At 76.0% G+C, this 20,962-nt stretch carries 27 protein-coding genes; 7 read left to right on the top strand and 20 right to left on the bottom strand.

Annotated features, from left to right (window positions below; genetic code table 11):
* Window positions 1-8 precede the first annotated feature (8 nt).
* Genes ACI8AR_RS02940 through ACI8AR_RS02915 form a run of 6 tightly spaced genes read right to left on the bottom strand, consistent with a single transcriptional unit; the run spans window position 9 to window position 3,013 of the window.
* Window positions 9-434: a ChaB family protein gene (locus ACI8AR_RS02940; protein ID WP_457049649.1), complete on the bottom strand. Its 426-nt coding sequence runs from the start codon at window positions 432-434 to the stop codon at window positions 9-11.
* 29 nt (window positions 435-463) lie between these two features.
* Window positions 464-925: a cupin domain-containing protein gene (locus ACI8AR_RS02935; protein WP_457049648.1), complete on the bottom strand. Its 462-nt coding sequence runs from the start codon at window positions 923-925 to the stop codon at window positions 464-466.
* Between the two features lie 31 nt (window positions 926-956).
* Entirely contained in the window at window positions 957-1,340 is a 384-nt protein-coding gene (locus ACI8AR_RS02930; protein ID WP_456936562.1) for an acyl-CoA thioesterase, read from the bottom strand.
* Between the two features lie 26 nt (window positions 1,341-1,366).
* On the bottom strand, window positions 1,367-1,597 hold the full coding sequence (locus ACI8AR_RS02925; RefSeq protein WP_456936507.1) for a hypothetical protein: 231 nt from the start codon (window positions 1,595-1,597) through the stop codon (window positions 1,367-1,369).
* 10 nt (window positions 1,598-1,607) lie between these two features.
* Complete coding sequence (locus ACI8AR_RS02920; protein ID WP_457042473.1) at window positions 1,608-1,865, bottom strand: DUF2795 domain-containing protein; 258 nt, start codon at window positions 1,863-1,865, stop codon at window positions 1,608-1,610.
* 14 nt (window positions 1,866-1,879) lie between these two features.
* Window positions 1,880-3,013, bottom strand: a complete 1,134-nt coding sequence (locus ACI8AR_RS02915) for a baeRF2 domain-containing protein (protein ID WP_457049647.1) — start codon at window positions 3,011-3,013, stop codon at window positions 1,880-1,882.
* A gap of 138 nt (window positions 3,014-3,151) precedes the next feature.
* On the opposite strand from ACI8AR_RS02915, the gene ACI8AR_RS02910 reads away from it, so the two are divergent.
* Window positions 3,152-3,496, top strand: coding sequence for a hypothetical protein (locus tag ACI8AR_RS02910; protein ID WP_456930360.1), 345 nt, complete (start codon window positions 3,152-3,154; stop codon window positions 3,494-3,496).
* Window positions 3,497-3,554: 58 nt separating this feature from the next.
* On the opposite strand, the gene ACI8AR_RS02905 is transcribed toward ACI8AR_RS02910, so the two are convergent.
* From ACI8AR_RS02905 to ACI8AR_RS02865, 9 genes are all read right to left on the bottom strand, one after another.
* Window positions 3,555-4,451, bottom strand: a complete 897-nt coding sequence (locus ACI8AR_RS02905) for a type II secretion system F family protein (RefSeq protein WP_457049646.1) — start codon at window positions 4,449-4,451, stop codon at window positions 3,555-3,557.
* Complete coding sequence (locus ACI8AR_RS02900) at window positions 4,451-5,392, bottom strand: type II secretion system F family protein (RefSeq protein ID WP_457049645.1); 942 nt, start codon at window positions 5,390-5,392, stop codon at window positions 4,451-4,453. Before ACI8AR_RS02900 ends, ACI8AR_RS02905 begins: the two co-directional genes overlap by 1 nt.
* Window positions 5,392-6,840, bottom strand: coding sequence for a CpaF family protein (locus tag ACI8AR_RS02895; RefSeq protein ID WP_457049644.1), 1,449 nt, complete (start codon window positions 6,838-6,840; stop codon window positions 5,392-5,394). The genes ACI8AR_RS02900 and ACI8AR_RS02895 overlap by 1 nt, the downstream gene beginning before the upstream one ends.
* A complete protein-coding gene (locus ACI8AR_RS02890) occupies window positions 6,837-8,027 on the bottom strand; it encodes an AAA family ATPase (protein ID WP_457049643.1) in 1,191 nt (396 codons plus the stop codon). Before ACI8AR_RS02890 ends, ACI8AR_RS02895 begins: the two co-directional genes overlap by 4 nt.
* Window positions 8,024-8,836 carry a Flp pilus assembly protein CpaB gene (cpaB, locus tag ACI8AR_RS02885; protein WP_457049642.1) on the bottom strand — a complete coding sequence of 271 codons (813 nt, stop codon included), beginning with the start codon at window positions 8,834-8,836 and terminating at the stop codon, window positions 8,024-8,026. The genes ACI8AR_RS02890 and cpaB overlap by 4 nt, the downstream gene beginning before the upstream one ends.
* Window positions 8,837-8,846: 10 nt before the next feature.
* Window positions 8,847-9,833 carry a pilus assembly protein TadG-related protein gene (locus ACI8AR_RS02880; protein WP_457049641.1) on the bottom strand — a complete coding sequence of 329 codons (987 nt, stop codon included), beginning with the start codon at window positions 9,831-9,833 and terminating at the stop codon, window positions 8,847-8,849.
* Entirely contained in the window at window positions 9,821-10,216 is a 396-nt protein-coding gene (locus tag ACI8AR_RS02875; protein WP_457049640.1) for a TadE/TadG family type IV pilus assembly protein, read from the bottom strand. Before ACI8AR_RS02875 ends, ACI8AR_RS02880 begins: the two co-directional genes overlap by 13 nt.
* Before the next feature lie 83 nt (window positions 10,217-10,299).
* Window positions 10,300-10,515, bottom strand: a complete 216-nt coding sequence (locus tag ACI8AR_RS02870) for a Flp family type IVb pilin (protein WP_457049639.1) — start codon at window positions 10,513-10,515, stop codon at window positions 10,300-10,302.
* A 182-nt stretch (window positions 10,516-10,697) separates the two neighbouring features.
* Window positions 10,698-11,429 (bottom strand): prepilin peptidase, encoded by a 732-nt coding sequence (locus ACI8AR_RS02865; RefSeq protein ID WP_457049638.1) that lies wholly within the window; start codon window positions 11,427-11,429, stop codon window positions 10,698-10,700.
* A 312-nt stretch (window positions 11,430-11,741) separates the two neighbouring features.
* Here ACI8AR_RS02865 and ACI8AR_RS02860 point away from each other — a divergent pair, with 312 nt between their 5' ends.
* Genes ACI8AR_RS02860 through ACI8AR_RS02850 form a run of 3 tightly spaced genes read left to right on the top strand, consistent with a single transcriptional unit; the run spans window position 11,742 to window position 13,573 of the window.
* Complete coding sequence (locus ACI8AR_RS02860; RefSeq protein ID WP_457049637.1) at window positions 11,742-12,008, top strand: DUF1905 domain-containing protein; 267 nt, start codon at window positions 11,742-11,744, stop codon at window positions 12,006-12,008.
* Between the two features lie 54 nt (window positions 12,009-12,062).
* On the top strand, window positions 12,063-12,359 hold the full coding sequence (locus ACI8AR_RS02855) for a hypothetical protein (protein WP_457049636.1): 297 nt from the start codon (window positions 12,063-12,065) through the stop codon (window positions 12,357-12,359).
* Window positions 12,317-13,573, top strand: coding sequence for a DUF222 domain-containing protein (locus tag ACI8AR_RS02850; RefSeq protein ID WP_457049635.1), 1,257 nt, complete (start codon window positions 12,317-12,319; stop codon window positions 13,571-13,573). Before ACI8AR_RS02855 ends, ACI8AR_RS02850 begins: the two co-directional genes overlap by 43 nt.
* Before the next feature lie 126 nt (window positions 13,574-13,699).
* Here the strand turns inward: ACI8AR_RS02850 and ACI8AR_RS02845 are convergent, their stop codons facing one another.
* From ACI8AR_RS02845 to ACI8AR_RS02835, 3 genes are all read right to left on the bottom strand, one after another.
* Window positions 13,700-14,440: a hypothetical protein gene (locus tag ACI8AR_RS02845; protein WP_457049634.1), complete on the bottom strand. Its 741-nt coding sequence runs from the start codon at window positions 14,438-14,440 to the stop codon at window positions 13,700-13,702.
* 154 nt (window positions 14,441-14,594) lie between these two features.
* The gene (locus tag ACI8AR_RS02840; RefSeq protein WP_457049633.1) at window positions 14,595-15,227 is read right to left on the bottom strand and encodes an SIMPL domain-containing protein; all 633 of its coding nucleotides are present in this window, start codon (window positions 15,225-15,227) and stop codon (window positions 14,595-14,597) included.
* 7 nt (window positions 15,228-15,234) lie between these two features.
* Window positions 15,235-15,735 carry a hypothetical protein gene (locus ACI8AR_RS02835; RefSeq protein WP_457049632.1) on the bottom strand — a complete coding sequence of 167 codons (501 nt, stop codon included), beginning with the start codon at window positions 15,733-15,735 and terminating at the stop codon, window positions 15,235-15,237.
* A gap of 167 nt (window positions 15,736-15,902) precedes the next feature.
* Between ACI8AR_RS02835 and ACI8AR_RS02830 the strand changes: the two genes are divergently transcribed.
* Together ACI8AR_RS02830 and ACI8AR_RS02825 are read left to right on the top strand one after the other, a co-directional pair.
* Complete coding sequence (locus ACI8AR_RS02830) at window positions 15,903-16,337, top strand: SRPBCC family protein (protein WP_457049631.1); 435 nt, start codon at window positions 15,903-15,905, stop codon at window positions 16,335-16,337.
* 41 nt (window positions 16,338-16,378) lie between these two features.
* A complete protein-coding gene (locus ACI8AR_RS02825) occupies window positions 16,379-18,040 on the top strand; it encodes a CocE/NonD family hydrolase (RefSeq protein WP_457049630.1) in 1,662 nt (553 codons plus the stop codon).
* A gap of 3 nt (window positions 18,041-18,043) precedes the next feature.
* Here the strand turns inward: ACI8AR_RS02825 and ppk2 are convergent, their stop codons facing one another.
* Window positions 18,044-18,880 carry a polyphosphate kinase 2 gene (gene ppk2, locus ACI8AR_RS02820; RefSeq protein ID WP_457049629.1) on the bottom strand — a complete coding sequence of 279 codons (837 nt, stop codon included), beginning with the start codon at window positions 18,878-18,880 and terminating at the stop codon, window positions 18,044-18,046.
* Window positions 18,881-18,934: 54 nt separating this feature from the next.
* Here ppk2 and ACI8AR_RS02815 point away from each other — a divergent pair, with 54 nt between their 5' ends.
* A complete protein-coding gene (locus tag ACI8AR_RS02815; RefSeq protein ID WP_457049628.1) occupies window positions 18,935-19,510 on the top strand; it encodes a GNAT family N-acetyltransferase in 576 nt (191 codons plus the stop codon).
* Here ACI8AR_RS02815 and ACI8AR_RS02810 read toward each other — a convergent pair.
* Window positions 19,459-20,916, bottom strand: coding sequence for a protein adenylyltransferase SelO (locus ACI8AR_RS02810; RefSeq protein ID WP_457049627.1), 1,458 nt, complete (start codon window positions 20,914-20,916; stop codon window positions 19,459-19,461). The genes ACI8AR_RS02815 and ACI8AR_RS02810 overlap by 52 nt on opposite strands.
* Window positions 20,917-20,962: the final 46 nt, after the last annotated feature.

Raw genomic sequence — 20,962 nt, 5'->3', positions numbered from 1 at the left:
GCCGGCGCCTAGCTCTCGCGCGCCCTCGCCGTCGCCCGGTCGCTGGCCTTCCGGATCGCGTCGACCAGTTCGTCCTTGGTCATCGACGAGCGGCCGTGGACGTCGAGGCGCTTCGCGACGTCCATGAGGTGCTCCTTGGTGGCGTTGGCGTCGACGCCGCCCTTGGTCTCCCGGTCGGTGTCCGCGCCGCCCTCGGCCTGGGGGTCGCTCGGGCCCTTGTGGTCCTTGGGCTCCCAGTGGTCGCCGACCTTCTCGTGGGTGTGCTTGACCGCCGCCCACGCCACCCGGTTGGCCCGCTGCTCGTCGCCGTCGTAGTTCTCGACGGCGGAGTCGTGCGCCTTGGCGAAGGTGCGCTGCGCCTTCTCGTCCGAGCGCTGCAGCGTGCTGGGGATCTCGTCGGCCTTCGCGTCTCCGCTCTTCGTCGTCTCGGGCATGCCGGCGCAGGTACCCGCAGGTGGGGCGGTCAGTCGTCGGGGCCGAGCCAGGTGACGCCGTGCTCCCGGGAGGCCCGCCGGTAGGCCTCGTCGAACGAGCCGCCGGTGGCGCTGGCCTCGGCGAGGGTGCGGAAGAAGCCCTCGAAGCCGGCCGGGGAGGTCGTGCACAGCAGCCGGCCCTCGCCGGGCACCACCCGCCGGTGGGAGTGCGGGACGCCGCGCGGGAGGAACAGCGTCCCGCCCGGGCCGACGGTGAACTCCCGCTCGCCGCACACGAAGACGTGCTCGCCCTCGATCACGTAGTAGAGCTCGTCGGTGTCCCGGTGCACGTGCCGGGAGGTGTCGAGGATCGGCGTCTGCTCCTCGAACAGGGTGAAGGCCCCGGCCGTGGTGTCCGCGGAGGCACGGACGACGATCGTCGTCCCCCAGAAGACCAGCCGCTCCCCGCCGTCGTGGTCCCGGGCGAAGGGCGGCGCGGCGGTCTCGGCCATGGCGGGACGCTACGCCGGGAGCCACCCGGCGTCAGCGGTCCGCGGCGTCCCCCGGTCGGGGAACCAGCCAGCGCGACCAGTGCGCGCGCTGCGCCTCGGTCAGCGGCGCCGAGGCGTCGGCGGCGTAGTCGAAGTTGACCAGCACCATCTCCGCCCGCAGGGCCACCTGCCCGTCCTGGGTGAGCTCCTGGCACATGCCGATGGAGCTGCGGCCCAGCCGGGTGATCGACGTCGACACCGTCAGGTGCTCCCCGATCCGGTAGTGCACCTGCCGCAGGTAGTCGACCTCCAGCCGGGCGAGGATGATCCCCCCGCCCGGCGTGGGGTCGACCATGGCCAGCCGGGCGTCCTCGAGCAGGCCGAGGACGCGGGCGTGGTTGACGTGCCCGTAGACGTCGGTGTCCGACCAGCGCAGCTGGACCGGGTGCTCGTGCCGTTCGCTCAGGGCAGGTCCGCCGTCTCCGCGGACTGGCGGTGGGCGCCCTGGGCGTCGTCCGGGTCGGGGTGCACGGTGCGCTCCTCCGACTCGGCGAGGATCACCTCGGCGGCCACCTCCTCCATGCCGCTGCCCTTCATGCCGGCCTCCTCGGGGAGCAGGTCGGCGCGGGTCTCGACGTTGTGCTCGGTGACGTTGGCCAGGGCCTCCGGGCTCGGCTCCTTGTTCGTGGTCACGCGGACCTCCTCAGAAGCGCTGCTGCTCGGTGCCGATGCCCAGCGCGCGGGCGACGTCCTGGACGTTCTCGAACGTCTGCCCGGCCGGGAGCCGGCGCAGGTCGGCGAGCACGCGGTCCTCGGCGTTGGACTCCTCGGCGCGGGCCAGGAGCGCGTCGCGGTCGGCCGGCCACACCTCCTTGCCGAGCGTCTCGGCGATCGCGGCGCGGCGGTCGACGTCGGCCGGGCTGGTGCCGGCCGGGGTGCCCTCCTGGTGCGGGTCGCTCATCGGGTCAGCCTCCGTCACTGGGGGGTCGGGGTGGAGTCGTCGGTGTAGCGCAGGATCGCCGCGACGGGGATGTCGCCGGGCATGGCGGCCCGCGGCACGACGACGACGCCGGCGGTGCTCGCCACGGCGGCGGCCAGCAGCGCGCGCTCGGCGGGGACCGACTGCGCCTCCTGCACGCCGAGGGCGTCCATGTCGGCCCGGTCGATGCCGAGCTCCAGCGGCGAGGCGCCCACGAGCAGCTGCTCGTCGTCGGCCGGGTCGGCGAGGACGAGCGTCTCCACCTGGGCCTTGCGCAGCGCCTCGACGACGTTCGCCGTCCCGGTCACCGCCAGGCCGTGGGCGCCGGCGGAGCTGATCTTCTCGACGGCGTCGGCCTCGTCCCGCGCCTCGTGCTCGGCGACGAGCTCGGCGGCCTTCCGCTCGACCGGCTCGCGGTCGGCGCCGGCGGCCCGGCCGCCCTCGTCGATGGACACGATCAGGTCCGACCACAGCCCGCTGGCCCGGTCGGTGAGGATCTGGCGGGCGCGCATGTCGCCGGCGAGCAGCACGAACCGCGGCTGGTGGCGCCGGACCACCGAGGCGACGTGCTCGGCGACGTCGTCGGCGTTGTGGACCCACTTGTTCTCGGCGTTGTGCTGGTACCGGTGGTGGGCCCAGCCGCCGCCCTGGAACTTGCGGATCTGGAAGGTGTCGCCCTTCACCGTCTCCTCCTCCTCGGCGTGGCCGGGGAGGCTCGCGACGGTGAGGTCGGCGCCGGTGCGGTCGGTGAGGACGACGACGTGCGGGACGCGTCCGGGCAGCGCGCGCAGCACCGGCATCAGGTCCGGCTGCGGCGACCACTCGGCGAGCTCCTGGCGCGGCACGTCGGCGAGCTGGGAGTCGAAGACGACGGTGCCGTCGGCGGCGACGACGACCGCGCGGCCGCGGATGGTGCCCGCCTCGCCGCCGTCGTTGCCCTCCAGCAGCCGGCCGCGGACCGCCTCGACGACCGCCTCCGGCGCGCCCTGCTCGGTGAGCTTCTCGGCGACCGCGCGGACGCGGAGGTCGAGCTCGGTGTCGGCGTTCTCGGTGGTGTGCGTGACGTCGGCGGTCACGGTGGCGAAGGGACCTGCGGCCTGGAAGACCGGTGTCAGGAAGGACACGTCCATGGGGTGGGGACCACTTCCTCTGTGCTGATCGGTGGCGGTTCGGCGCCCGCGACGGGACGCGCTCCGCTCGCCGCCTACCCACCGGCCCGAGTGCCACACACCGTGTCGGATCCGGGAGGCGCGGGTAGGCGGTCCCGCATGACCGAGCACGACCAGCTGCCGCTGCCCGACTACGACCACCTGCCGGTGGAGGGACTGATCTCGCGCATCCGCACGCTGGACGCCACCGGCCTGCAGACCGTGCTCGACTACGAGCGCGCCCACGCCGACCGGCTGCAGGTGGTCACGGCCATGGAGAACCGGCTGCGGTCGCTGCACGAGGGCGCCCAGCCCTCCGGCGGCGACCCGGCGTCCCCGGCGGCCGACGACCCGGTGCACGCCTCCGCGGGCTCCAAGGTGTCCGAGGCCACGACCGGCCCGGCGATGAACCCGCCGTCGCAGGGCGACCCGACCAACCCGGCCCAGCCCCGCTCGACCGGCTGACCTCCCTCCGATCCGACGGCGGCCGCGCACCCCACCGGGTGCGCGGCCGCCGCGGCGCTCAGCTGAAGGCGTCGACGATGTCCATGGCGGCCGGGCCGAGCAGCACGACGAACAGGACCGGCAGGATGCACAGCATCAGCGGGAAGATGACCTTGACCGGGATCTGCATGGCCTTCTCCTCGGCCCGCTGCCGGCGCTTGAGCCGCATCTCCTGCGCCTGGGTGCGCAGCACGTCGGCGATCGAGACGCCGTAGGCGTCGGCCTGCACGACGGCCCGGATGAACCGTCGCAGGTCCTCCACGCCGGTGCGCTCGGCCAGGGCGAGGTAGGCCTCCCGGCGGGGCTGGCCCACGCCGATGTCCTGCAGGGTGCGCACCAGCTCCTCGGCGAGCGGGCCGCGCCCGTTCCGCCCGGCGCGGGCCATCGCGGCCTCGAACCCGAGACCGGCCTCCACGGCGATGGTCATCTGGTCGAGGGTGTCGGCCAGCTCCAGCCCGATGGCCTGCTGGCGCTCCTGGCCCCGGCTGTACAGCAGCAGCTCCGGGACGACGTAGGCGACGGCCGTCGTGGCGAGGGCCACCAGCACGGTGAGCGGCCCCGGACGGCTGCTCACGACCAGCAGCCCGAGCGCCGCGGCGATCGCGGCCAGCACCAGCTTGGCGGCGACCAGCCGGTGGACGGGCCAGGCCGCCGGCCGCCCGGCCGCGCCGGCCATCCGGTCGAGCCGGGCCACCGTGCCCGCCGGTGTCAGCACCGAGACCAGGCGGCCGAGCGGTCCCGGGCGGGTCCGGGCGGCCCGCGGCCCGGCGCCGGCCAGGTCGAGCCCGCGGGTGAGGTTGGCGCGGGACCGGGCGGCGGCGTCCTCCGGTCGCGCGAACAGCGCCCAGCCGAGCAGGGGCACGCCGAGGGCCACGGCCAGCGTGGCGGCGAGGACGGGAGCGGGGACGGTGGTCATCAGAACCGGATCGCCACGGTCTTCTTGAGCCACAGCCCGCCGACGACCAGCAGGACCGCCGACACGGCCATCATGACCCAGCCGGCCAGGGACTCGGTGAACGCGGAGAGGTAGACCGGGTTGCTCACCGCCAGGAAGGCGACGATGCCGACCGGCAGGGCCATGAGCACCCAGGCCGACAGCCGGCCCTCGGCCGACAGGGCCTTCACCTGACGGCGGATGGCGTTGCGCTCGCGGATCGTGTGGCCGACGGTGTCGAGCACCTCGGCCAGGTTGCCGCCGACCTCCCGGTGGATGGCGATGGCCTGGGCGGTCCAGCGGAAGTCGTCGCTGTCGACCCGCGCGGCCACCTCGTCGAGCGCGACGCCGAGGTCCCGGCCCACCCGCGTCTCGTTGACGATCCGGGCGAACTCCTCGCCGATCGGGGCCGGCGCCTGCTCGGCCACCGCGTCCACGGCGCGCAGGAGGCTGTGCCCGGCCCGCAGGCTGCTGGCCATCAGCTGCAGCGCGTCGTCGAGCTGGTCGGCGAACCGGGCCTGACGCCGGCCGGTCCGCAGCCGGACCAGCACCCGCGCGCCCAGCGGGGCGAGGAGCGCGAGCAGCAGCCCGGCGAGCACGCCCCCGAGCAGCCACCCGAGCGCACCCAGCACGAGCGTGGCCAGGCCGGTGAGCAGCACGACCTCGGCCAGACCGGTCGCGATGCCGGCCCGCTCCAGGGCGGCCGTCCCGGCCGCGACCCCGCCGCGCCGCGCGATCACCTGCTCGACACCGCCGGAGGCCTGCGCGGCCACCTTCGACAGCAGGGTCGGCGGCGGCGCGACCGAGGGGTCCAGCCGGGCCAGGGGCACCCGGCGCGGGCCGGCGGGCACGACGCCGAGCGCCAGGACGGCCAGCCCGCCGGTCACCAGCACCAGCCCGAGCAGCAGCAGCGCCGGGGACATCAGGCCCACCGCCGCGCGTGCACCGGCTCGGGCGTCCCGAACACCGCCGGGGAGACCCGGATCCCGAGCTCCTCGAAGCGGTCGGTGAACCGCGGCCGCACGCCGGTCGCGACCGGCTTGCCGAGGAACCGGCCCGAGGGGTCGACGCCGGCCGAGTAGTCGAACAGGAACGCGTCCTGCAGGGTCACCGTCTCCCCCTCCATGCCCTGCACCTCGGTCACGTGGGTGACCCGGCGGGTGCCGTCGCGCAGCCGGGTCAGCTGGACGACGACGTCGACGGCCGAGGCGATCTGCTCCCGGATGGCCCGCAGCGGCAGGTCCATGCCGGCCATGAGCACCAGGGTCTCCAGGCGCGCGATGGCGTCGCGCGGCGAGTTGGCGTGCACCGTCGACAGCGAGCCGTCGTGGCCGGTGTTCATCGCCTGCAGCATGTCCAGCGACTCACCGCCGCGGCACTCCCCGACCACGATGCGGTCGGGGCGCATCCGCAGGCTGTTGCGGACCAGGTCGCGGATGGTGATCGCGCCCCTGCCCTCGATGTTGGGCGGGCGCGACTCCAGGCGGACGACGTGCTCCTGCTGCAGCTGCAGCTCGACGGCGTCCTCGATGGTGACGATCCGCTCGCCCTCCGGGATGAAGGACGACAGCACGTTGAGCAGCGTCGTCTTCCCGGTGCCGGTACCGCCCGAGACGATGATGTTGAGCCGGGCCTCGACGCAGGCGTGCAGCAGCTCGGCCATCTCCGGGCTGAGCGTGCCGAAGCCGATGAGGTCGTCGACGCCGAACGGGTCCTTGGAGAACTTGCGGATGGTCAGCGTCGACCCGGAGAAGGCCAGCGGCGGGATGATCGCGTTGACCCGCGAGCCGTCGGCCAGGCGCGCGTCGACCATGGGCGAGGACTCGTCGATCCGGCGTCCCACCTTGGAGACGATCCGGTCGATCACCCGGCGCAGGTGCTCCTCGGAGGTGAACCGGGCGGCGCTGCGCACCAGCTTGCCGCCCTGCTCGACGTAGACCATCTCCGGGCCGTTGCACATGATCTCGGTGACCGTGGAGTCGTCGAGCAGCTTCTGCAGCGGGCCGAAGCCGAGCACGTCGTCGGCCAGCTCCGCGGTCAGCCGGGCCCGCTCGTCCGGCGAGAGCGGCACCTTCTCCTCGTCGACGACGGTGTCCAGCTCGCCGAGGACGAGGCCGCGCAGCGCGTCCTCCGACAGGGACGGGTCGTTGAGCCGCGCCCCCATGCGCTCGAACAGCGCCTTGGCGACGCGGTCCTTGAGCCGGGTGAGGGCGTCGGTCGGCGGCGCCGGGGCGACCGGGGCCGCGGGCCGGGGCGCCGGGACGGCCGGCGGCGTCGCCGCCGCGGGCGCCGGCTTCTGCAGCGCGACCGGCGCGGGCGCCGGCTCGGCGGGCCGGCCCTTGGCGGCGGCGAGGCGGGAGGCGAGGTTCACGACGCCGCCCGGTGCTTGGCGCGGTAGCGGCCCGGCTTGACCAGCGGGGTGGCGGCGAACCGGGAGACCAGCCGGCGCAGCTCCTTGGCCGCCGGGTCCTTGCCGTTGCTGGCGAGGATCGGCACGCCCTGGTTGGTCGAGGCCGGGACCGCGGGCGACCGCGGGACGACGACGTCGACCCCGGTGCCGATCGCGGACTCGACGTCGCGCTGCGACAGCCCGTTCTTCGGGTCGGCCAGGTTCATGACCACGTGCCGCCCGGCCGGGATCATGCCGAGCTCGCCGAGCACCTGGACCTCCTTGCGCAGGCCGCGGACGCCGGGCACGTCCATGCTGCTGAGCAGGACCACGTCGGTGGCCCCGTCGATGGCGGCCAGCGTCTGCTCCGACAGCCCCGGCGCGGTGTCGACGACGACGTAGCGGAACTCGCGGGCCAGGGCGTGGAGCAGCCGGCCCACGTCCTCGGCGGTCACCGTGTCCCCGGCGGCCGGCGACTCCGACCCGCAGACGGCGAACAGCCCGCTGGGGTGCTGGGTGAGGAAGGTCTTGAGGACCATCGTGTCCTGGCTGGCCGGGCCGTGGACGGCGTCGGGCAGCGTGTACTCGGGCACCAGGCCGAGCGCGGAGGCGACGTCGCCGAACTGCACGTCGAGGTCGACCAGCACGGTGCCCTGCGGCGCCGCAGTGGCCAGGCCGACGGCGAGGTTGGTCGCCACCGTCGTCTTGCCGACGCCGCCCTTGGGCGAGGCGACGGTGATGACCCGGCCGGTGAACCGGGCGGTCTCCTCCAGCGGGCGCAGCACCCGCCGCCGGTCGGCGGCGGCCGCGCCGGCGCGCTCGACGGCCGCGGCGAGGTCGCCCGGCTCGGCGCGCGGTGGCACCAGGTCGCGGATGCCGGCCCGCATCGCCGCCTGCCACAGCTCCGGCGTGGGCTCGGCGACGAGGACGACGCTGATGCCGGGGCACTGCACGTCCAGCCGCGCGGCCAGGGTCAGCACCTCGTGCAGCGGCGCCAGCGGGCCGACGAGCAGGACGTCGGGCAGCTCGCCGTCGGTGAGCAGCTCGAACAGCCGGCCCGGGTCGCCGGGCAGCCGGCCGGGCGGCAGGACCTGGACGTCGCCGTCCACGGCGACCTCGACCCGGGACCGGAGGTCGTCGTCGGCGCCGGCGAGCACGACGCGGCTCATTCGGTCGCCTCCGCGGCCACGGCGCCGAGCGCGGCGAGCAGGTCGCCGTAGACGTTGCCCTGGGTGACCACGCGGGTGCCGGACGTGTCGGTGCCCTCGCGCTCGAGCGCCAGCCACACGGTCGCGTGCTCCATGCCGAACACGACCCGCTCGGCGTCGCGGGCCGGCAGGGCCATCGTGACCATCAGGTTCCCCGTCGGGGCGACGCTGGTGGCCGAGGCGGTCTCCACGTCCCCGTCCTCGGTGCCGGCGGGCGCCGGGGCGCCCTGGACCTGGGTGACGAGGACGCCGTGCAGGGTGGCGTGCGTGGTGCCGATCTGCTCCTCGTCGGGGTCGGCGTCGATGTTGCCCTGCAGCTCCATCGAGATGTAGACGCCGATCTCGTCGCCGGCGGCCAGCCGGCCCCCGACCGCGCGCTGCGGCTCGAGGACCACGCTCACCTCCGACAGCCCCTCGGGCACCGGCACGGTGCCGGGCGCCTGCAGGTCGGCGGGCGCGGCGAACCGGCCGGCCAGCAGCTGCTCGCCGGGCTCGAGGTCCGCGGTGGCGACCTGGCCGGCGAGCTGCTCGAGGTCGGTCACCCGCCCCTCGACCGCCGCCTTGGCGGGCAGCACCTCGGTGCGGACCAGGTCGGCGACCTCCTCGGCCGGGGTGCCCTCGGGGATCGGCTGGTCGACCACGAGCACCTCGACCGTGCGCACCCCCGCGAGGGCGCGGGCGTCGGCGCCGCGCACGTAGGCCAGCAGCACCACGGTGCCGGCGGCCACGAGGACCAGCGCCGCGACGGCGGCGAGCAGTCGGCGTCTCACGGAAGGGCCCCTAACGGATCAGTCGGAGGATGGACGCGCCCAGGTCCGGGGCGTCGGTGCTGGTGTCGAAGGCGCCGGAGGCGTCGACGAAGCGGGTGAAGTAGCCGCGGATGCAGCGCTCCTCGCCCTTGCAGGGCTCACCGGAGTCGAAGAGCCCGCCGAAGTGGTAGCCGGTGATCGTGAAGGCGGCGTAGCCGTAGACCTCGTACCAGGCGCCGCTGCCGGTGCCGCCGGACTCGTCGAAGATCGGCAGCAGCACGGTCCGGCCGACCAGGGCCGCGACGTCACCCACCGAGCAGCCCTGCGAGGGGTTGTTGCCCGGCTCGGAGTCGAAGCGGTTGCCCATCCGCGTGGTCGCCTTGCAGGTGTTGCCGCCGTCGGACTGCAGCCAGCCGAAGCCGCCGGGCACGAACATGCGCGAGGGGCCGGTGCAGCCGGTGTCGGACTTCTTGGGCAGCACGATGGTGCGTTCCGTGGTGCCCGAGGGCATGCCGCCGCCGGTCTGGGCCTGCCACTCGCACCAGGAGAAGATCAGCGGCAGCATCGCCGTCCCGCCGCTGGGCGCGCCCCAGGTGACGGTCGCCGTCGCCGAGACGGAACTCGCGTCGTGGCCGATAACCGGGGCGAACCAGTGCTCGCGGGGGGCGCTGCCGGTGACCGTCACGCGGGTGGGCCCGCTCTCCAGCACCGGCGGTGCCGCGGTGGCCGCCCCGGCGCCGGCGGCGGCCTCGTCGTTGGCGTCGACCAGTTCCTGGGCGGTGGCCTGCATGTCGCCGCAGGCGCCGCGGGCGCAGTCGCGGGCCACCGCGAGGGCGGCGGCGTCGGCGGCGACCTGGAGGCGGGCCTTGTCGGCGTAGAGGGCGCCGACGTCGACGGCGATCGCGGTGAAGCCGAGCAGCGGGACGAGCAGGACGGACAGCAGCACGGCCACCGCGCCGCGCTCGCCGGCCAGCCGGCGCCGGACGCGGGCCCGCAGCGCGCGGGTCAGCCGTTGCACCGCATGACCCCCGTCCCGGTCAGGTCGACGTCGGCGCCGAAGAAGCCGGTCAGGAAGGGCATCGGGTAGCTGATGGTGACCCGCACGTTGGCCGTGGTCGCCGCGGTCATCGGGCACGCGGCGGGCGTGATCGCGATCTGGGCGTCGGTGATCGCCGGGTCGAGGGTGGGGGCCGCGTCGCGGACGGCGGCGCGGGCCGCGGCCGGGTTGCTCTGCAGCGCCATGACCCGGGCGCCCTCGCGGGCCGCCGCGGACAGGGTCCCCTGCACCTGGAAGGCGTGGCCGAACTCGACGATCCCGAGGACCAGGATCATCAGCAGGGGCACGATCAGCGCGAACTCGACGACGCTGGCGCCGCGCTCGCGGTGCAACCGCTTCCTCATGTCAGCCTCCCTCCCTGGACGCTGCGGCCGGGCGTCGTGGCGACTCGTCGTCGCCACGACGCCCGGTGCCGGGTGTGTGTGGATCAGCCCTGCGCGTTGGCGTCCTGGAGGCCGCCCAGCACCGTGGTGAACAGCTGGTCCAGCTGGGGGCCGAGCAGGAGCAGGGTCGTGATGATCGCGACGGCGATCAGGCCGACGAGCAGGCCGTACTCGACGGCGGTGGCGCCCTTCTCCTCCCGCTCGACGCGGTCCTTGGCGAGGGAGACGAGGGTGACGAGGGCGGCGAGCGGGTTCAGCACGGTTCTCTCCTGTGGGGGTGGGCCGCCGGTCCGGGTCGGTCGACCCGGCCAGTCACGGCGCTGCGGACACCGTCGGGCAGGAGATGCGCAGACTTGAGGGTCCTTCACCCCGTCTGAGGAGGTGGTTCATCCTCTCCGGTGCTCTCAGCACACGGACGGTCACGCTGTGTATCTGACTTTCGTCAGGTGACGAGCGGGGCCAGGACCACCAGTCCGGTGCCCAGCAGCAACGCCGGGCCGAAGGGCAGCTCGGTGCGCAGTCCCGCGCGGCGGACCGCCATCAGGACCAGAGCCAGCACGGCCTGGACGGCGAACCCGGCAAACAGGCCGAGCACGACGTGCGGCCAGCCGAGCCACCCCAGGTACAGGCCGAGGACGGCGCCCAGCTTGACGTCCCCCATCCCCATGCCGGCCGGCGAGACCAGGGCCATGACGAGCAGGACACCGAACACGGCCGCGGTCGCGAGCACCGCGCGCAGCAGCGCCGGCCACTCCCCCGTGACCGCCGCCGCGCCCGTGAGCAGGACGGCGCCCGCGACGAGGGTGGGCAGCACGACCCGGTTGGGCAGCAGCGAGTGCCGCCGGTCGATCGCGGCCAGCAGCACCCCCGCGACGGCGAGCAGGAGGTAGGCGGGCAGCGCGGCGGAGACGCCGAAGCGCCAGGCGGTGAGCGCGCAGAGCGCGGCGGTCAGGAGGACCGGGACCGGCCGTGTCGCCGGCCGCTCGCCGGCTCGCGCGTCCTGCGACGGGAGCGACGCCCCGCCGGCGGGCACCCGGGCGTCCCGACGCCGCGTCCCCGGTCGCCGTGCGGGCCAGGGGAAGGTCGCGGCAGCGCGGTCGACCGCCACGCCTGCGGCCAGACCGAGGAGCGCGACGACCCCGGTGGCGACGGCGGTGGCGGACACGGCGGTCACGATGACACGGCGCGACTCGGGGGCCCGTGAGCGAAATGCGCCCCCTTCGGGTGAGATCCCCGGCCTCGACGCGGTGGCAGGATCTCGGCGGCCGGCGACCGGGTCGGCACCGGGACCGGACGAGGAGGACGCGCCACCGATGCGGTCCGGGCGTTCCTGGACACGGCGCCCGAGACGGACCAGGTCCCGGCCGGCGGCTCGCTCGGGCCGGTGGGCGTGTCCCTGTTCGTCTGCGTGCCGCTCGCCGTCATCGGGCCGTTCCTCGTCGGCTGAGCCCGCCGGACCGTCGTCCCCGTCCGGCAGGCTGCGCGCGTGCCCTTCGACGCGACGCTCGTGCGGTGGCCCGGTGCCGGCGGCTGGGTCTTCGCGCCCGTGCCGGAGGAGCACGCGCCGGAGACCGCCGGTCCCTTCGGCCGGGTTCCCGTGACGGCGACCGTCGACGGGCGCACGTGGTCGACCAGCGTCTGGCGTGACCGCGCGGCGGGCTGGCTGCTCCCCGTGCCCGCGCGGATCCGGCGGGGCAAGGACGACGGCGACGTCGTCATGGTCGACGTCGAGGTGGACGCCGTCCGTCTGTGAGAACCCGCCGCTGACCTGCGGGAACTGTCGTACCCCGGCCGTAGCGTGCGGGGTGTGGAGGAGGTCGCCGAGCACGTCTCGCCGGTGGAGCGCGCGCTCGCCGGCTGGCTGCTCCAGAGGCCCGTGTCCATCCCCCGGCTGCCGGTGGCGCTGCTGTCGCGCGCGCAGAAGGCCGCCGAACTCGAACGGGTGCAGGCCCTCAAGGCGATGGCCTCCGCCTATGAGGCCGAACTCGTCCTGGGCCTGGCGGATGACTCTCCCGATGACACCGACCCCCCGGCCGGGACGCCCGGTGCGAGGAGTGGTGCATGGGCCCCGGACACCGAACTACCGGGGGTGTCGGAGTTCTGAACGTCGGCCGGGGCGCCGCCTCCCACCTGGCGCAGCGGGCGTGGACCTACCGCTCGCACCTGCCGGCGACCCGGGCCGCGCTGGCCGCCGGGCAGCTGGACGAGGCCCGCGCCAGGGCGCTGGTCGACGTGCTGGAGCACACCACCGCGGCCACCGCCCGGATGATCGAGGCCCGGCTGCTGCCCGAGGCCACGTCGCTGACGGTGCGCAAACTCAAGGACCGGGCGCTGGCGCTGCTGCAGGAGGCCGACGCCGACGCCATCGACGGCCGCCGCACGCAGGCCGAGCGGCACGCCGACGTGCGGCTCTACGACTCCCCCTTCGACGGCATGGCCACCCTCGCCGCCGACCTCCCCGCCGACGTCGCCGCCGCCGGCTACGCCCTCGTCGACGCCCTCGCCCGGACGCTCAAGGCCGACGGCGATCCCCGCCCGATCGGGCAGCTGCGCACCCTGGTCTACGCCGACCTGCTGCACCGCCCGTGGGAGACCGGCCACCCGCCGGTCACCGCGCACCTGCAGATCATCGCCACGCTCAGCGCGCTGACCGGCCGCTCGCAGGAGGCCGGCCACGTCAACGGCCTGCCGATCACCGCCGCCCACCTGCGGGAGTTGCTCACCCAGCTCGACGCGCTGGGCGTCCGGGCACCCGAGGGCGGGTCGGTCACCCTCGCGCTGGTCGACGACGACGGCACGCTGCGCGCCACCACCACGCTCGACCAGCTCCGCCGGCTGGCCGGCCGCGGCTGCCCCGACCACCCGGCCGACGCTGACGTCGAGCAGTCGGCTGGAGCCGGCGACGACTGCGGGCGCGTAGCGGTCGACCGGCCCGAGCCGACCGACCGCTACGCGCCCTCCGCGCCGCAGCGGCGGTTCGTGCACACCCGCGACCGCACCTGCCGCTTCCCCACCTGCGGCCAGCGCGTCGGCTGGGCGGATGCCGACCACGTCATCCCCCACGCCCACGGCGGCACCACCGACTGCGCCAACCTCTGCTGCCTGTGCCGCAGCCACCACCGCCTGAAGACCTTCGCCCGCGGCTGGCGCTTCCAGATGGGCACCGACGGGACCCTCACCGTCACCACCCCGTCGGGCATCACCCGCACGACCCGACCACCGGGCATGCGACCACCACCGGCGGCCGAACCTGATCCACCACCCCAGGACGCCGGGATGCCGCCGGCCGACCCGGGTGACGACCCGCCACCGTTCTGACCGAGCCGGCGGGCGTCGGCTCGTGCACGTGCGCCGAGCCGACGCCCGTCCTCACCTCACCGCATCGCAGCGTCGCAGCCGCCGCCTCCCTGCCGAGGTGCCCGGCTGCCCTGCCGCGTGCCCACGTCAGCGGCCGTACCGGATGTGCAGCAGGCCGTCGTCGGTCTCGGTCAGCCGCCCGCCCGCCGCGGCCATCGCCTCCGCCGCCCGCGCGAGCCGCTCGTAGGCGGCCGCCGCGTCGGGCAGCGTCGCCGCCCGGTCGGCCGCGTGCCGGAAGGTCAGGGACTCGACCGTCCGGACGAGGACGCCACCGACGACCGCGTGCACCCGCAGGGCGCTGCCCTCGGCGACCAGGTCGCGGCCGGGACCGACCCGGGCTGCGACGACCGCCCACCGCCGGGAGCCGAGCTCCGCCGGCGGCACCTGGCGGACGAGGTCCGCGAGCACCTCGGAGGGCAGGTCCGGCCCGCTCAACTGCACCGCTCCTCCCCCGCCGCGGGCCACGACCGGGCTGCCGGGGACGGCGCCGACGGACAGCACGTCGTCCCCGGGGACGGGCGGCTCGTCGACCACCCGGACCCGCCATCGCAGGGCGGGGGCGACGTCGGGTGCCGGCAGTGGCACCGGCGCGGGGGACGCGTGGGCGCGCTGCCGCCGGGACGGGCGGGTCGCGAGCAGGTGGCCGTCGCGCATCGGCTGGGTCAGCGTCCAGCCGGCGGCGTGCGCGGCGCGGAGCTCGGTGGCCAGCGCGCGGACCCGCGCGGCGGCGTCGGCCAGCGAGACGACGTCGTCGAGGTCCCAGCGGTGCTCGGTCTCGTGGCGGGAGCCCGGCCAGGGCGACGGCGGGCGGGAGAGCTGCGTGGTCATGTCGGTCCTCGCGCGGACGGGACGCCCCGGGGCGGGGAGCCGGCGGGGACCGCCGGGCCGGCGCCACGGGGACGGACCGTCTCGCGGGTCGGGGCCGGCGGGTGTCCCCGGGCGGGGTCCGGCGCCGACCGGCCGATCATGGCATGGCCTCGGCTCACTCCCCCAGGGCGAAGGTCGCCTCGACCACGGCGCGGACGACGACGTCCTGCGGGTCCAGCTCCAGCGCGGGACCGCCGCCGCGGGCCATGACCGCCATGGCCTCCGGGGCGCCCGGCACCGCGGAGGACAGCCCCGGGTCGGCCAGCTCCAGCAGCGGCCCGAGCGGGCGGCCGACGGCGTCGGCGAGGTCGGTGGCGGCCTCGCGGGCGGCGGCGACGGCGGCCCGGCGGACGGCGCGGCGCGCGGCGGCGGCGTCGTCGAGGTCCCAGGAGACGCCGCCGATCCCGGCGCCCGCCGCGGCCACGACCTCCGCCAGCTCCGGGACGGCGCCCGCGTCGGCCTGCACGGTGCCGCCCACGGTCGCCTCCCACCCGGCCCGCTCGGCGGTGCCGGTGTCCCAGACGAACCGCTCGTGCACCGACACGCGCGACAGCACCACGGCCCGGACCCCGGCGGCCCCGGCGAGCGCGGCGCGCAGGCCGGCGGCGACCTCCGACGCCAGCGCCAGCGCCGCGGCCCGGCCGTCCGGGGAGACCTCGCGGACGTGCACCGCGAGCGTCGCGCAGTCGGGCGCGTGGTCGGCGGAGGCCTCCCCGCGCACGCGGACGACGGCCGGCGGCAGCGTCACGCGGGCGTCAGCCGACCGCGGGCGCCGGCCGCGCGGTGAGCTCGGCGACCACCGACTCGTAGCAGCCGTGCAGCAGGTCCAGCCGCTCGACGAGCCGGTCGACCCACGCCGCGGACGTGCTCACCGGCACCGGCTCGAACATCAGCGACCAGAACAACCGGTCCACGTGCGCGGTGCGCACGAACCGCCGCTCGTCCACCGACAGCGTCGACCCGACGGCCGCGGCGAACCGCCGCGCGGCCTCCCTCCGCAGCCGCCCCGGCACCGCGGGGACGGCCAGGCCGATCGCCCGGCCCAGCAGCGGGACCAGGCGCGGCCGGTCGGCGTCGGAGAGCACGTCGTTGGCGTGCCGCAGGACGGCGGCCAGCTCCGCGTCGACGCACGCCGGAGCGTCGCTGAACGGCTCACCGGCCAGCAGGGCCGTGTACTCGAGGAAGCACGCGCCGCGTACGGGCGTGCGGTGCCGTCCCCGGCTCAGGACGGGCAGGAAGTCAGGGCTCCGCGTCATGGTCACCGCCCCCTCCGGGCCGCCTCCGGCCCTCGGCGCGACGAGCGTAGGTCGGCGGGGCCGCTCAGCGCAGTTCCTCCGCCACGGCGAGCCCGCAGCGGGAGCCCTCGACGGCGGCAGCCGACGTCGGCCACGGTGGGCGGAGCCGACCCGAGGAGCCCCGCGCGATGACCCGGCTGTCCACCGCGATCGAGATCGACGCGCCGCCCGAGCGGGTGTGGGCCGAGCTCACGGACCTGGGCGCCTATCCCGAGTGGAACCCGTTCATCGTCCGGGCCGAGGGCGACGTCGTCCCCGGCGCCCGGCTGTCGCTGCGGATGCAGCCGGTGGGCGGGCGGCTGCTGACCATCCGCCCGCGCCTGCGCGAGGTCGCCCCGGCCCGCGAGCTGCGGTGGCTCGGCCGGCTCGGCGTCCCGGGCCTCTTCGACGGCGAGCACGCCTTCCGCCTCGAGCCCGCCGGGGCGGGCACCCGGCTGGTCCAGGAGGAGACCTTCCGCGGTGTGCTCGTCCCGCTTCTGGCGCGGTCGCTGCGGCGGAGCACGCTGCCCGCCTTCGAGGCCATGAACCGGGCGCTCAAGGAGCCCGCGGAGCGGACCTCCTGAACCGCCCTCCCGGGCACACGGACGGTCGGTAGCGTCCGGCCATGACCGTCCTGAGCAGGCTGGGCGCCCTGGCCGCGGACCTCGCGCTGGGGCTGCGCCCCACCGCCGGCACGTACACCGTCGAGCGGGACCTGGCCGTCCCCATGCCGGACGGCGTCGCGCTGGTGGGCGACCTGTGGCGCCCCGCCGGCGCGCGCGGACCACAGCCGGTCGTGCTCGTCCGCACGCCCTACGGCCGGGCCGGTGCGGGCGGGCAACTGTTCGCCGCGCCCCTCGCCCGGCGCGGCCTGACCGTCTTCGTGCAGGCGACCCGCGGCACGTTCGGCTCGGGCGGGCACTTCCGCCCGTTCACCACCGAGCACGAGGACGGCCTGGCCACCGTCGCCTGGCTGCGCGCCCAGCCGTGGTGCGACGGCCGGGTGGCCACCACCGGCGGCAGCTACTTCGGCCACACGCAGTGGGCGGTGGCGCCCTACGCCGACCCGCCGCTCACCTCGGTGTCACCGCACATCACCTCGGCCGACGTCAGCGGCACGGTCTTCTTCCCGGGCGGCGCGCCCTCGGTGCACACGGCGCTCGCGTGGTCGGCGCAGATCGGCCGGCAGGAGCGCGGCGGGCTGCTCGGCGGCCTGCCGAACCCGCGGCTGCGCGAGCGCGTCCGCCGTGCGCTGGAGCGGCTGCCGCTGCAGGCCGCCGACGTCCCGGTGGCCGGCGCACCGGTCCCCTTCTGGCGCGACTACGTGGCGCACTCCGAGCCCGGGGACCCGTTCTGGTCCGCCGCCGACCACGGCGGCGCCGACCTGACCCGCATGCCGCCGGTCAACATGGTCACCGGCTGGTGGGACCTGTTCGTCGCCGGGCAGATGGCCGACGTCACCGCCCTGCAGGCCGCCGGCGTCCCGGTGCGGATCACCCTCGGGCCCTGGCTGCACGGCGAGCCCGGCGAGCTGCGAGCGGTCCTGCGCAGCGACGTCGCCTGGCTCGACCACCACCTGCTCGGCGGGCCGGTGCCCAAGGGCGCCGCCGTCCGGGTGTTCCTGCAGCAGGCCGGCCGCTGGCTCGACCTCGACCAGTGGCCCCCGGCGCGGGCCCGCGAGCAGGTCCTGCACCTGCGCGCCGGCGGCGGCCTCGGCGGCACCCCGGAGGACGAGGCGCCCAGCCGGTTCACCTATGACCCGGCCGACCCGACGCCGACCGTCGGCGGGCCGCTGCTGCAGCCGCCGGGCAAGCAGGCCGACAACCGGGACGTCGAGGCGCGCGACGACGTCCTGGTGTTCACCGGTCCCCCGCTGGCCGCCGACCTCGACGTCGTCGGGCCGGTGCGGGCGCGGGTGCACCTGCGCACCGAGCTGCCGCACGCCGACGTCTTCGTCCGCGTCTGCGACGTCGACCCCGCGGGCGTCTCGCGCAACGTCGTCGACGGGATCCGCCGGCTCGACCCGCGCACCGTCCCGGCCGTCGACGTCGCGGTCGCGGGCGACGGCACGCTCGCCGTCGACGTCACGCTGTTCCCCACCGCCTACCGGTTCCGCGCCGGCCACCGGGTGCGGGTGCAGGTCAGCGGCGGCGCGTTCCCGCGGTTCGCGCGCAACCCCGGCACCGGCGAGCCGCTGGGCACGGCGACGGAGCTGCGGGCCAACCGGTTCGAGGTGCGGCACGACGCCGCGCACCCCTCGTGCGTGGTGCTGCCGGTCCTCCCCTGACCGTCAGGGGACGACGTCGGGGACGAAGCGCTGGGTGTCGATGAGCGGGCGCACGTACTCCTCGTCGTTCGGCGGCCGCGGCGGCAGCACCGGCGGCTCGGGGGTGAGGTCCTCGTAGGGCACCTGGCCGAGCAGGTGGCTGATGACGTTGAGGCGGGCGCGCGTCTTGACGTCGGCCTCGACCACCCACCACGGCGCCTCGGGGATGTCCGTGGCCGCGAACATGGCGTCCTTGGCCTTGGAGAAGTCGACCCAGCGGTTGCGCGCCTCGAGGTCCATCGGGCTGAGCTTCCAGCGCTTGGCCGGGTCGCGCAGCCGCGCCTGGAACCGCTTCTCCTGCTCGGTGTCGCTCACCGAGAACCAGTACTTGAGCACGGTGATCCCGCTGCGGACGAGCATCCGCTCGAACTCGGGGCAGGAGCGCAGGAACTCCTCGTACTCCTGGTCGGTGCAGAAGCCCATGACCCGCTCGACGCCGGCGCGGTTGTACCAGGACCGGTCGAACAGGACCATCTCGCCGCGGGTGGGCAGGTGCTCCACGTAGCGCTGGAAGTACCACTGCCCGCGCTCGCGCTCGGTCGGCGCCGGCAGGGCCACCACCCGGGTGGCCCGCGGGTTGACCGACTCGGTGATGCGCTGGATCGCGCCGCCCTTGCCGGCGGCGTCGCGGCCCTCGAACAGGACGACGACCCGCAGGCCCGTCGCGCGGATGTACTCCTGCTGCTTGACCAGCTCCACCTGGAGGCGGGTCATCTCCTTCTCGTAGTACGCGGGGTCGACCTTGCGGGTGGACCTGGGTGCCTCCTCGACGGAGGGGCCGGACCGTTTCTTGGACGCCATGCCGCAGCATCGACCCGCCGCGCCCGGTGGGACAAGGGACGGGAGGATGCGCAGGTGCCCACGGAGGTGCTCACGGCCGGGGACGGGGACGTCCGGATCCGCCCGGTCGCCGTCGGCGACGTCGACCTGTACCTGGCGCTGCGCGGGGACGCCGCGACGATGCGCGACCTCGGCGGCCCGCTGCCGGCCGGCCGGATCCGCGCCGGGCACGCCCGGGAGGTGGCCGAGACCGCGGCGGGACGGGCGTGGGTCGTCGTCGCGGAGGTCGCGACGGCGGCCGGGTGGGTGCCCGCAGGGAACGTCTCCCTGGTCGGCCACGACCCCGCCGGCGCCGAGATCGGGTGGGTGGTGCACCCGGACCACCGCGGCCGCGGGGTGGCGCGGACCGCCGTCCGGCTGCTGCTCGGCCTACCGGGGGCCGCGCAGCGGTGGGGCACGGTGACGGCGCTGCCGTCGGTCGGCAACGCGGCCTCCAACCGGCTGTGCGCCTCCCTCGGCTTCGCCGACCGCGGGGAGGTCGACGTCGAGTTCGCCGGGCGCCCGTTCCGCTGCCGGCGCTGGGAGCTCGACCTGCGGGGTCAGGTGCCGCAGAACGTGACGAACGGGCCCTCGGGGCCGGGCGCGGCGTAGCGCTCCAGGCCGGGCCGCTCGTCGAACGGGCGCCGGACCACCTCGACCAGCCGCTCGACCGGGCCGAGGTCGCCGGCGGTGGCCGCGGCCAGCGCCTCCTCGACGAGGTGGTTGCGCGGGACGTACACGGGGTTGACGCGGTCCATGGCGTCCGCGTCCGGCGCCAGGGCCCGCCACCGCCCGAGCCAGGTGTCGATCCCGGCCAGGTCGAGGACCAGCTCGCGGACCGGCTCGGCGTCGCCGCGCGCGGCCGCCGACAGCGTCCGCACCGAGGAGGTCAGGTCGACCCGGTTCGCCTGCAGCAGCGCCAGCCAGTCGCCGACCAGCGGCCGGGCGACCTCGTCGTCCAGCCCGGCGGGCAGGCCGAGCTTGGCCCGCCACCCGGCCAGCAGCGCCGCCTCGTACCGCGGGCGGAAGCCGCCGAGCGCCTCGACGGCGAGCGCGACCGCCTGCTCCTGCTCGTCGGCGAACAGCGGCAGCAGCGCCTCGGCCAGCCGGGCGAGGTCCCACTCGGCAGCCAGGGGCTGGTTGCCGTACCGGTAGCGCCCGCCCTCGTCCACCGAGCTGAACCAGGTGTCGGGGTCGTAGGCCTCGAGGAACGCGCACGGCCCGTAGTCGATCGTCTCGCCGGACAGCGTCACGTTGTCGGTGTTCATCACACCGTGCACGAAGCCGACGAGCGCCCAGCGCGCCACCAGGTCCGCCTGGGCGGCGACGACGGCCTCGTACAGCGCGAGGTACCGGTTGCCGGCGTCGGCGGCTGCCGGGTGGTGGCGGTCGATCGCCTCGTCGGCGAGCCGGCGCAGCAGGTCGTCGTCGCCGGTGGCGCGGGCGTACTGCGCGCTGCCCACCCGCAGGTGGCTGGCGGCCACCCGGGCGAGGACGGCGCCGGGCAGCAGGGTCTCCCGGCGCACCGGCCGCCCGGTGGCGACGACGGCGAGCGCGCGGGTGGTGGGGATGCCGAGGGCGTGCACCGCCTCGCTGACGACGTACTCGCGCAGCATCGGCCCGACGGCGGCCAGCCCGTCGCCGCCGCGGGAGAACGGCGTGGCGCCCGAGCCCTTGAGGTGCAGGTCGACCGGCCGGCCGTCGGCGCCGGGGAGCTCGCCCAGCAGCAGCGCCCGGCCGTCGCCCAGCCGCGGGTTGTAGTAGCCGAACTGGTGGCCGGCGTAGGCCTGCGCGACCGGCCGGGCACCCTCGGGCACGACGGTGCCGGTGAGCAGCCCGACGCCCGCGGGACCGCGCAGCGCCTCGGGGTCCAGGCCGAGCTCCGCGGCCAGCGGCTCGTTGAGCACCAGCAGCCGCGGGTCGGGCGTCTCCACGGCCCGCCACGGCACCGCCATCTCCGGCAGGGCGGTGACGAAGCGGGTGCTGAGGGCGACGGAGACGCCGGGGGTGACGGTCACCCCCTCGAATGTACGGACGGCGCCGGTCCGGGGCCGTCGTCTGCGA

The sequence above is a fragment of the Geodermatophilus sp. SYSU D01036 genome, assembly GCF_054050435.1.
Note: the sequence above shows the minus strand (reverse complement) of the source record. Positions and strands in the feature narration are given on the sequence as shown.

What these genes read in the sequence shown, in the direction of transcription:
- ACI8AR_RS02940 (WP_457049649.1), bottom strand. Translation starts at nt 434, where the DNA reads ATGCCCGAGACGACGAAGAGCGGAGACGCGAAGGCCGACGAGATCCCC.
- ACI8AR_RS02935 (WP_457049648.1), bottom strand. Translation starts at nt 925, where the DNA reads ATGGCCGAGACCGCCGCGCCGCCCTTCGCCCGGGACCACGACGGCGGG.
- ACI8AR_RS02920 (WP_457042473.1), bottom strand. Translation starts at nt 1,865, where the DNA reads ATGAGCGACCCGCACCAGGAGGGCACCCCGGCCGGCACCAGCCCGGCC.
- ACI8AR_RS02915 (WP_457049647.1), bottom strand. Translation starts at nt 3,013, where the DNA reads ATGGACGTGTCCTTCCTGACACCGGTCTTCCAGGCCGCAGGTCCCTTC.
- ACI8AR_RS02910 (WP_456930360.1), top strand. Translation starts at nt 3,152, where the DNA reads ATGACCGAGCACGACCAGCTGCCGCTGCCCGACTACGACCACCTGCCG.
- ACI8AR_RS02905 (WP_457049646.1), bottom strand. Translation starts at nt 4,451, where the DNA reads ATGACCACCGTCCCCGCTCCCGTCCTCGCCGCCACGCTGGCCGTGGCC.
- ACI8AR_RS02900 (WP_457049645.1), bottom strand. Translation starts at nt 5,392, where the DNA reads ATGTCCCCGGCGCTGCTGCTGCTCGGGCTGGTGCTGGTGACCGGCGGG.
- ACI8AR_RS02890 (WP_457049643.1), bottom strand. Translation starts at nt 8,027, where the DNA reads ATGAGCCGCGTCGTGCTCGCCGGCGCCGACGACGACCTCCGGTCCCGG.
- ACI8AR_RS02875 (WP_457049640.1), bottom strand. Translation starts at nt 10,216, where the DNA reads ATGAGGAAGCGGTTGCACCGCGAGCGCGGCGCCAGCGTCGTCGAGTTC.
- ACI8AR_RS02850 (WP_457049635.1), top strand. Translation starts at nt 12,317, where the DNA reads ATGGGCCCCGGACACCGAACTACCGGGGGTGTCGGAGTTCTGAACGTC.
- ACI8AR_RS02845 (WP_457049634.1), bottom strand. Translation starts at nt 14,440, where the DNA reads ATGACCACGCAGCTCTCCCGCCCGCCGTCGCCCTGGCCGGGCTCCCGC.
- ACI8AR_RS02835 (WP_457049632.1), bottom strand. Translation starts at nt 15,735, where the DNA reads ATGACGCGGAGCCCTGACTTCCTGCCCGTCCTGAGCCGGGGACGGCAC.
- ACI8AR_RS02830 (WP_457049631.1), top strand. Translation starts at nt 15,903, where the DNA reads ATGACCCGGCTGTCCACCGCGATCGAGATCGACGCGCCGCCCGAGCGG.
- ACI8AR_RS02825 (WP_457049630.1), top strand. Translation starts at nt 16,379, where the DNA reads ATGACCGTCCTGAGCAGGCTGGGCGCCCTGGCCGCGGACCTCGCGCTG.
- ppk2 (WP_457049629.1), bottom strand. Translation starts at nt 18,880, where the DNA reads ATGGCGTCCAAGAAACGGTCCGGCCCCTCCGTCGAGGAGGCACCCAGG.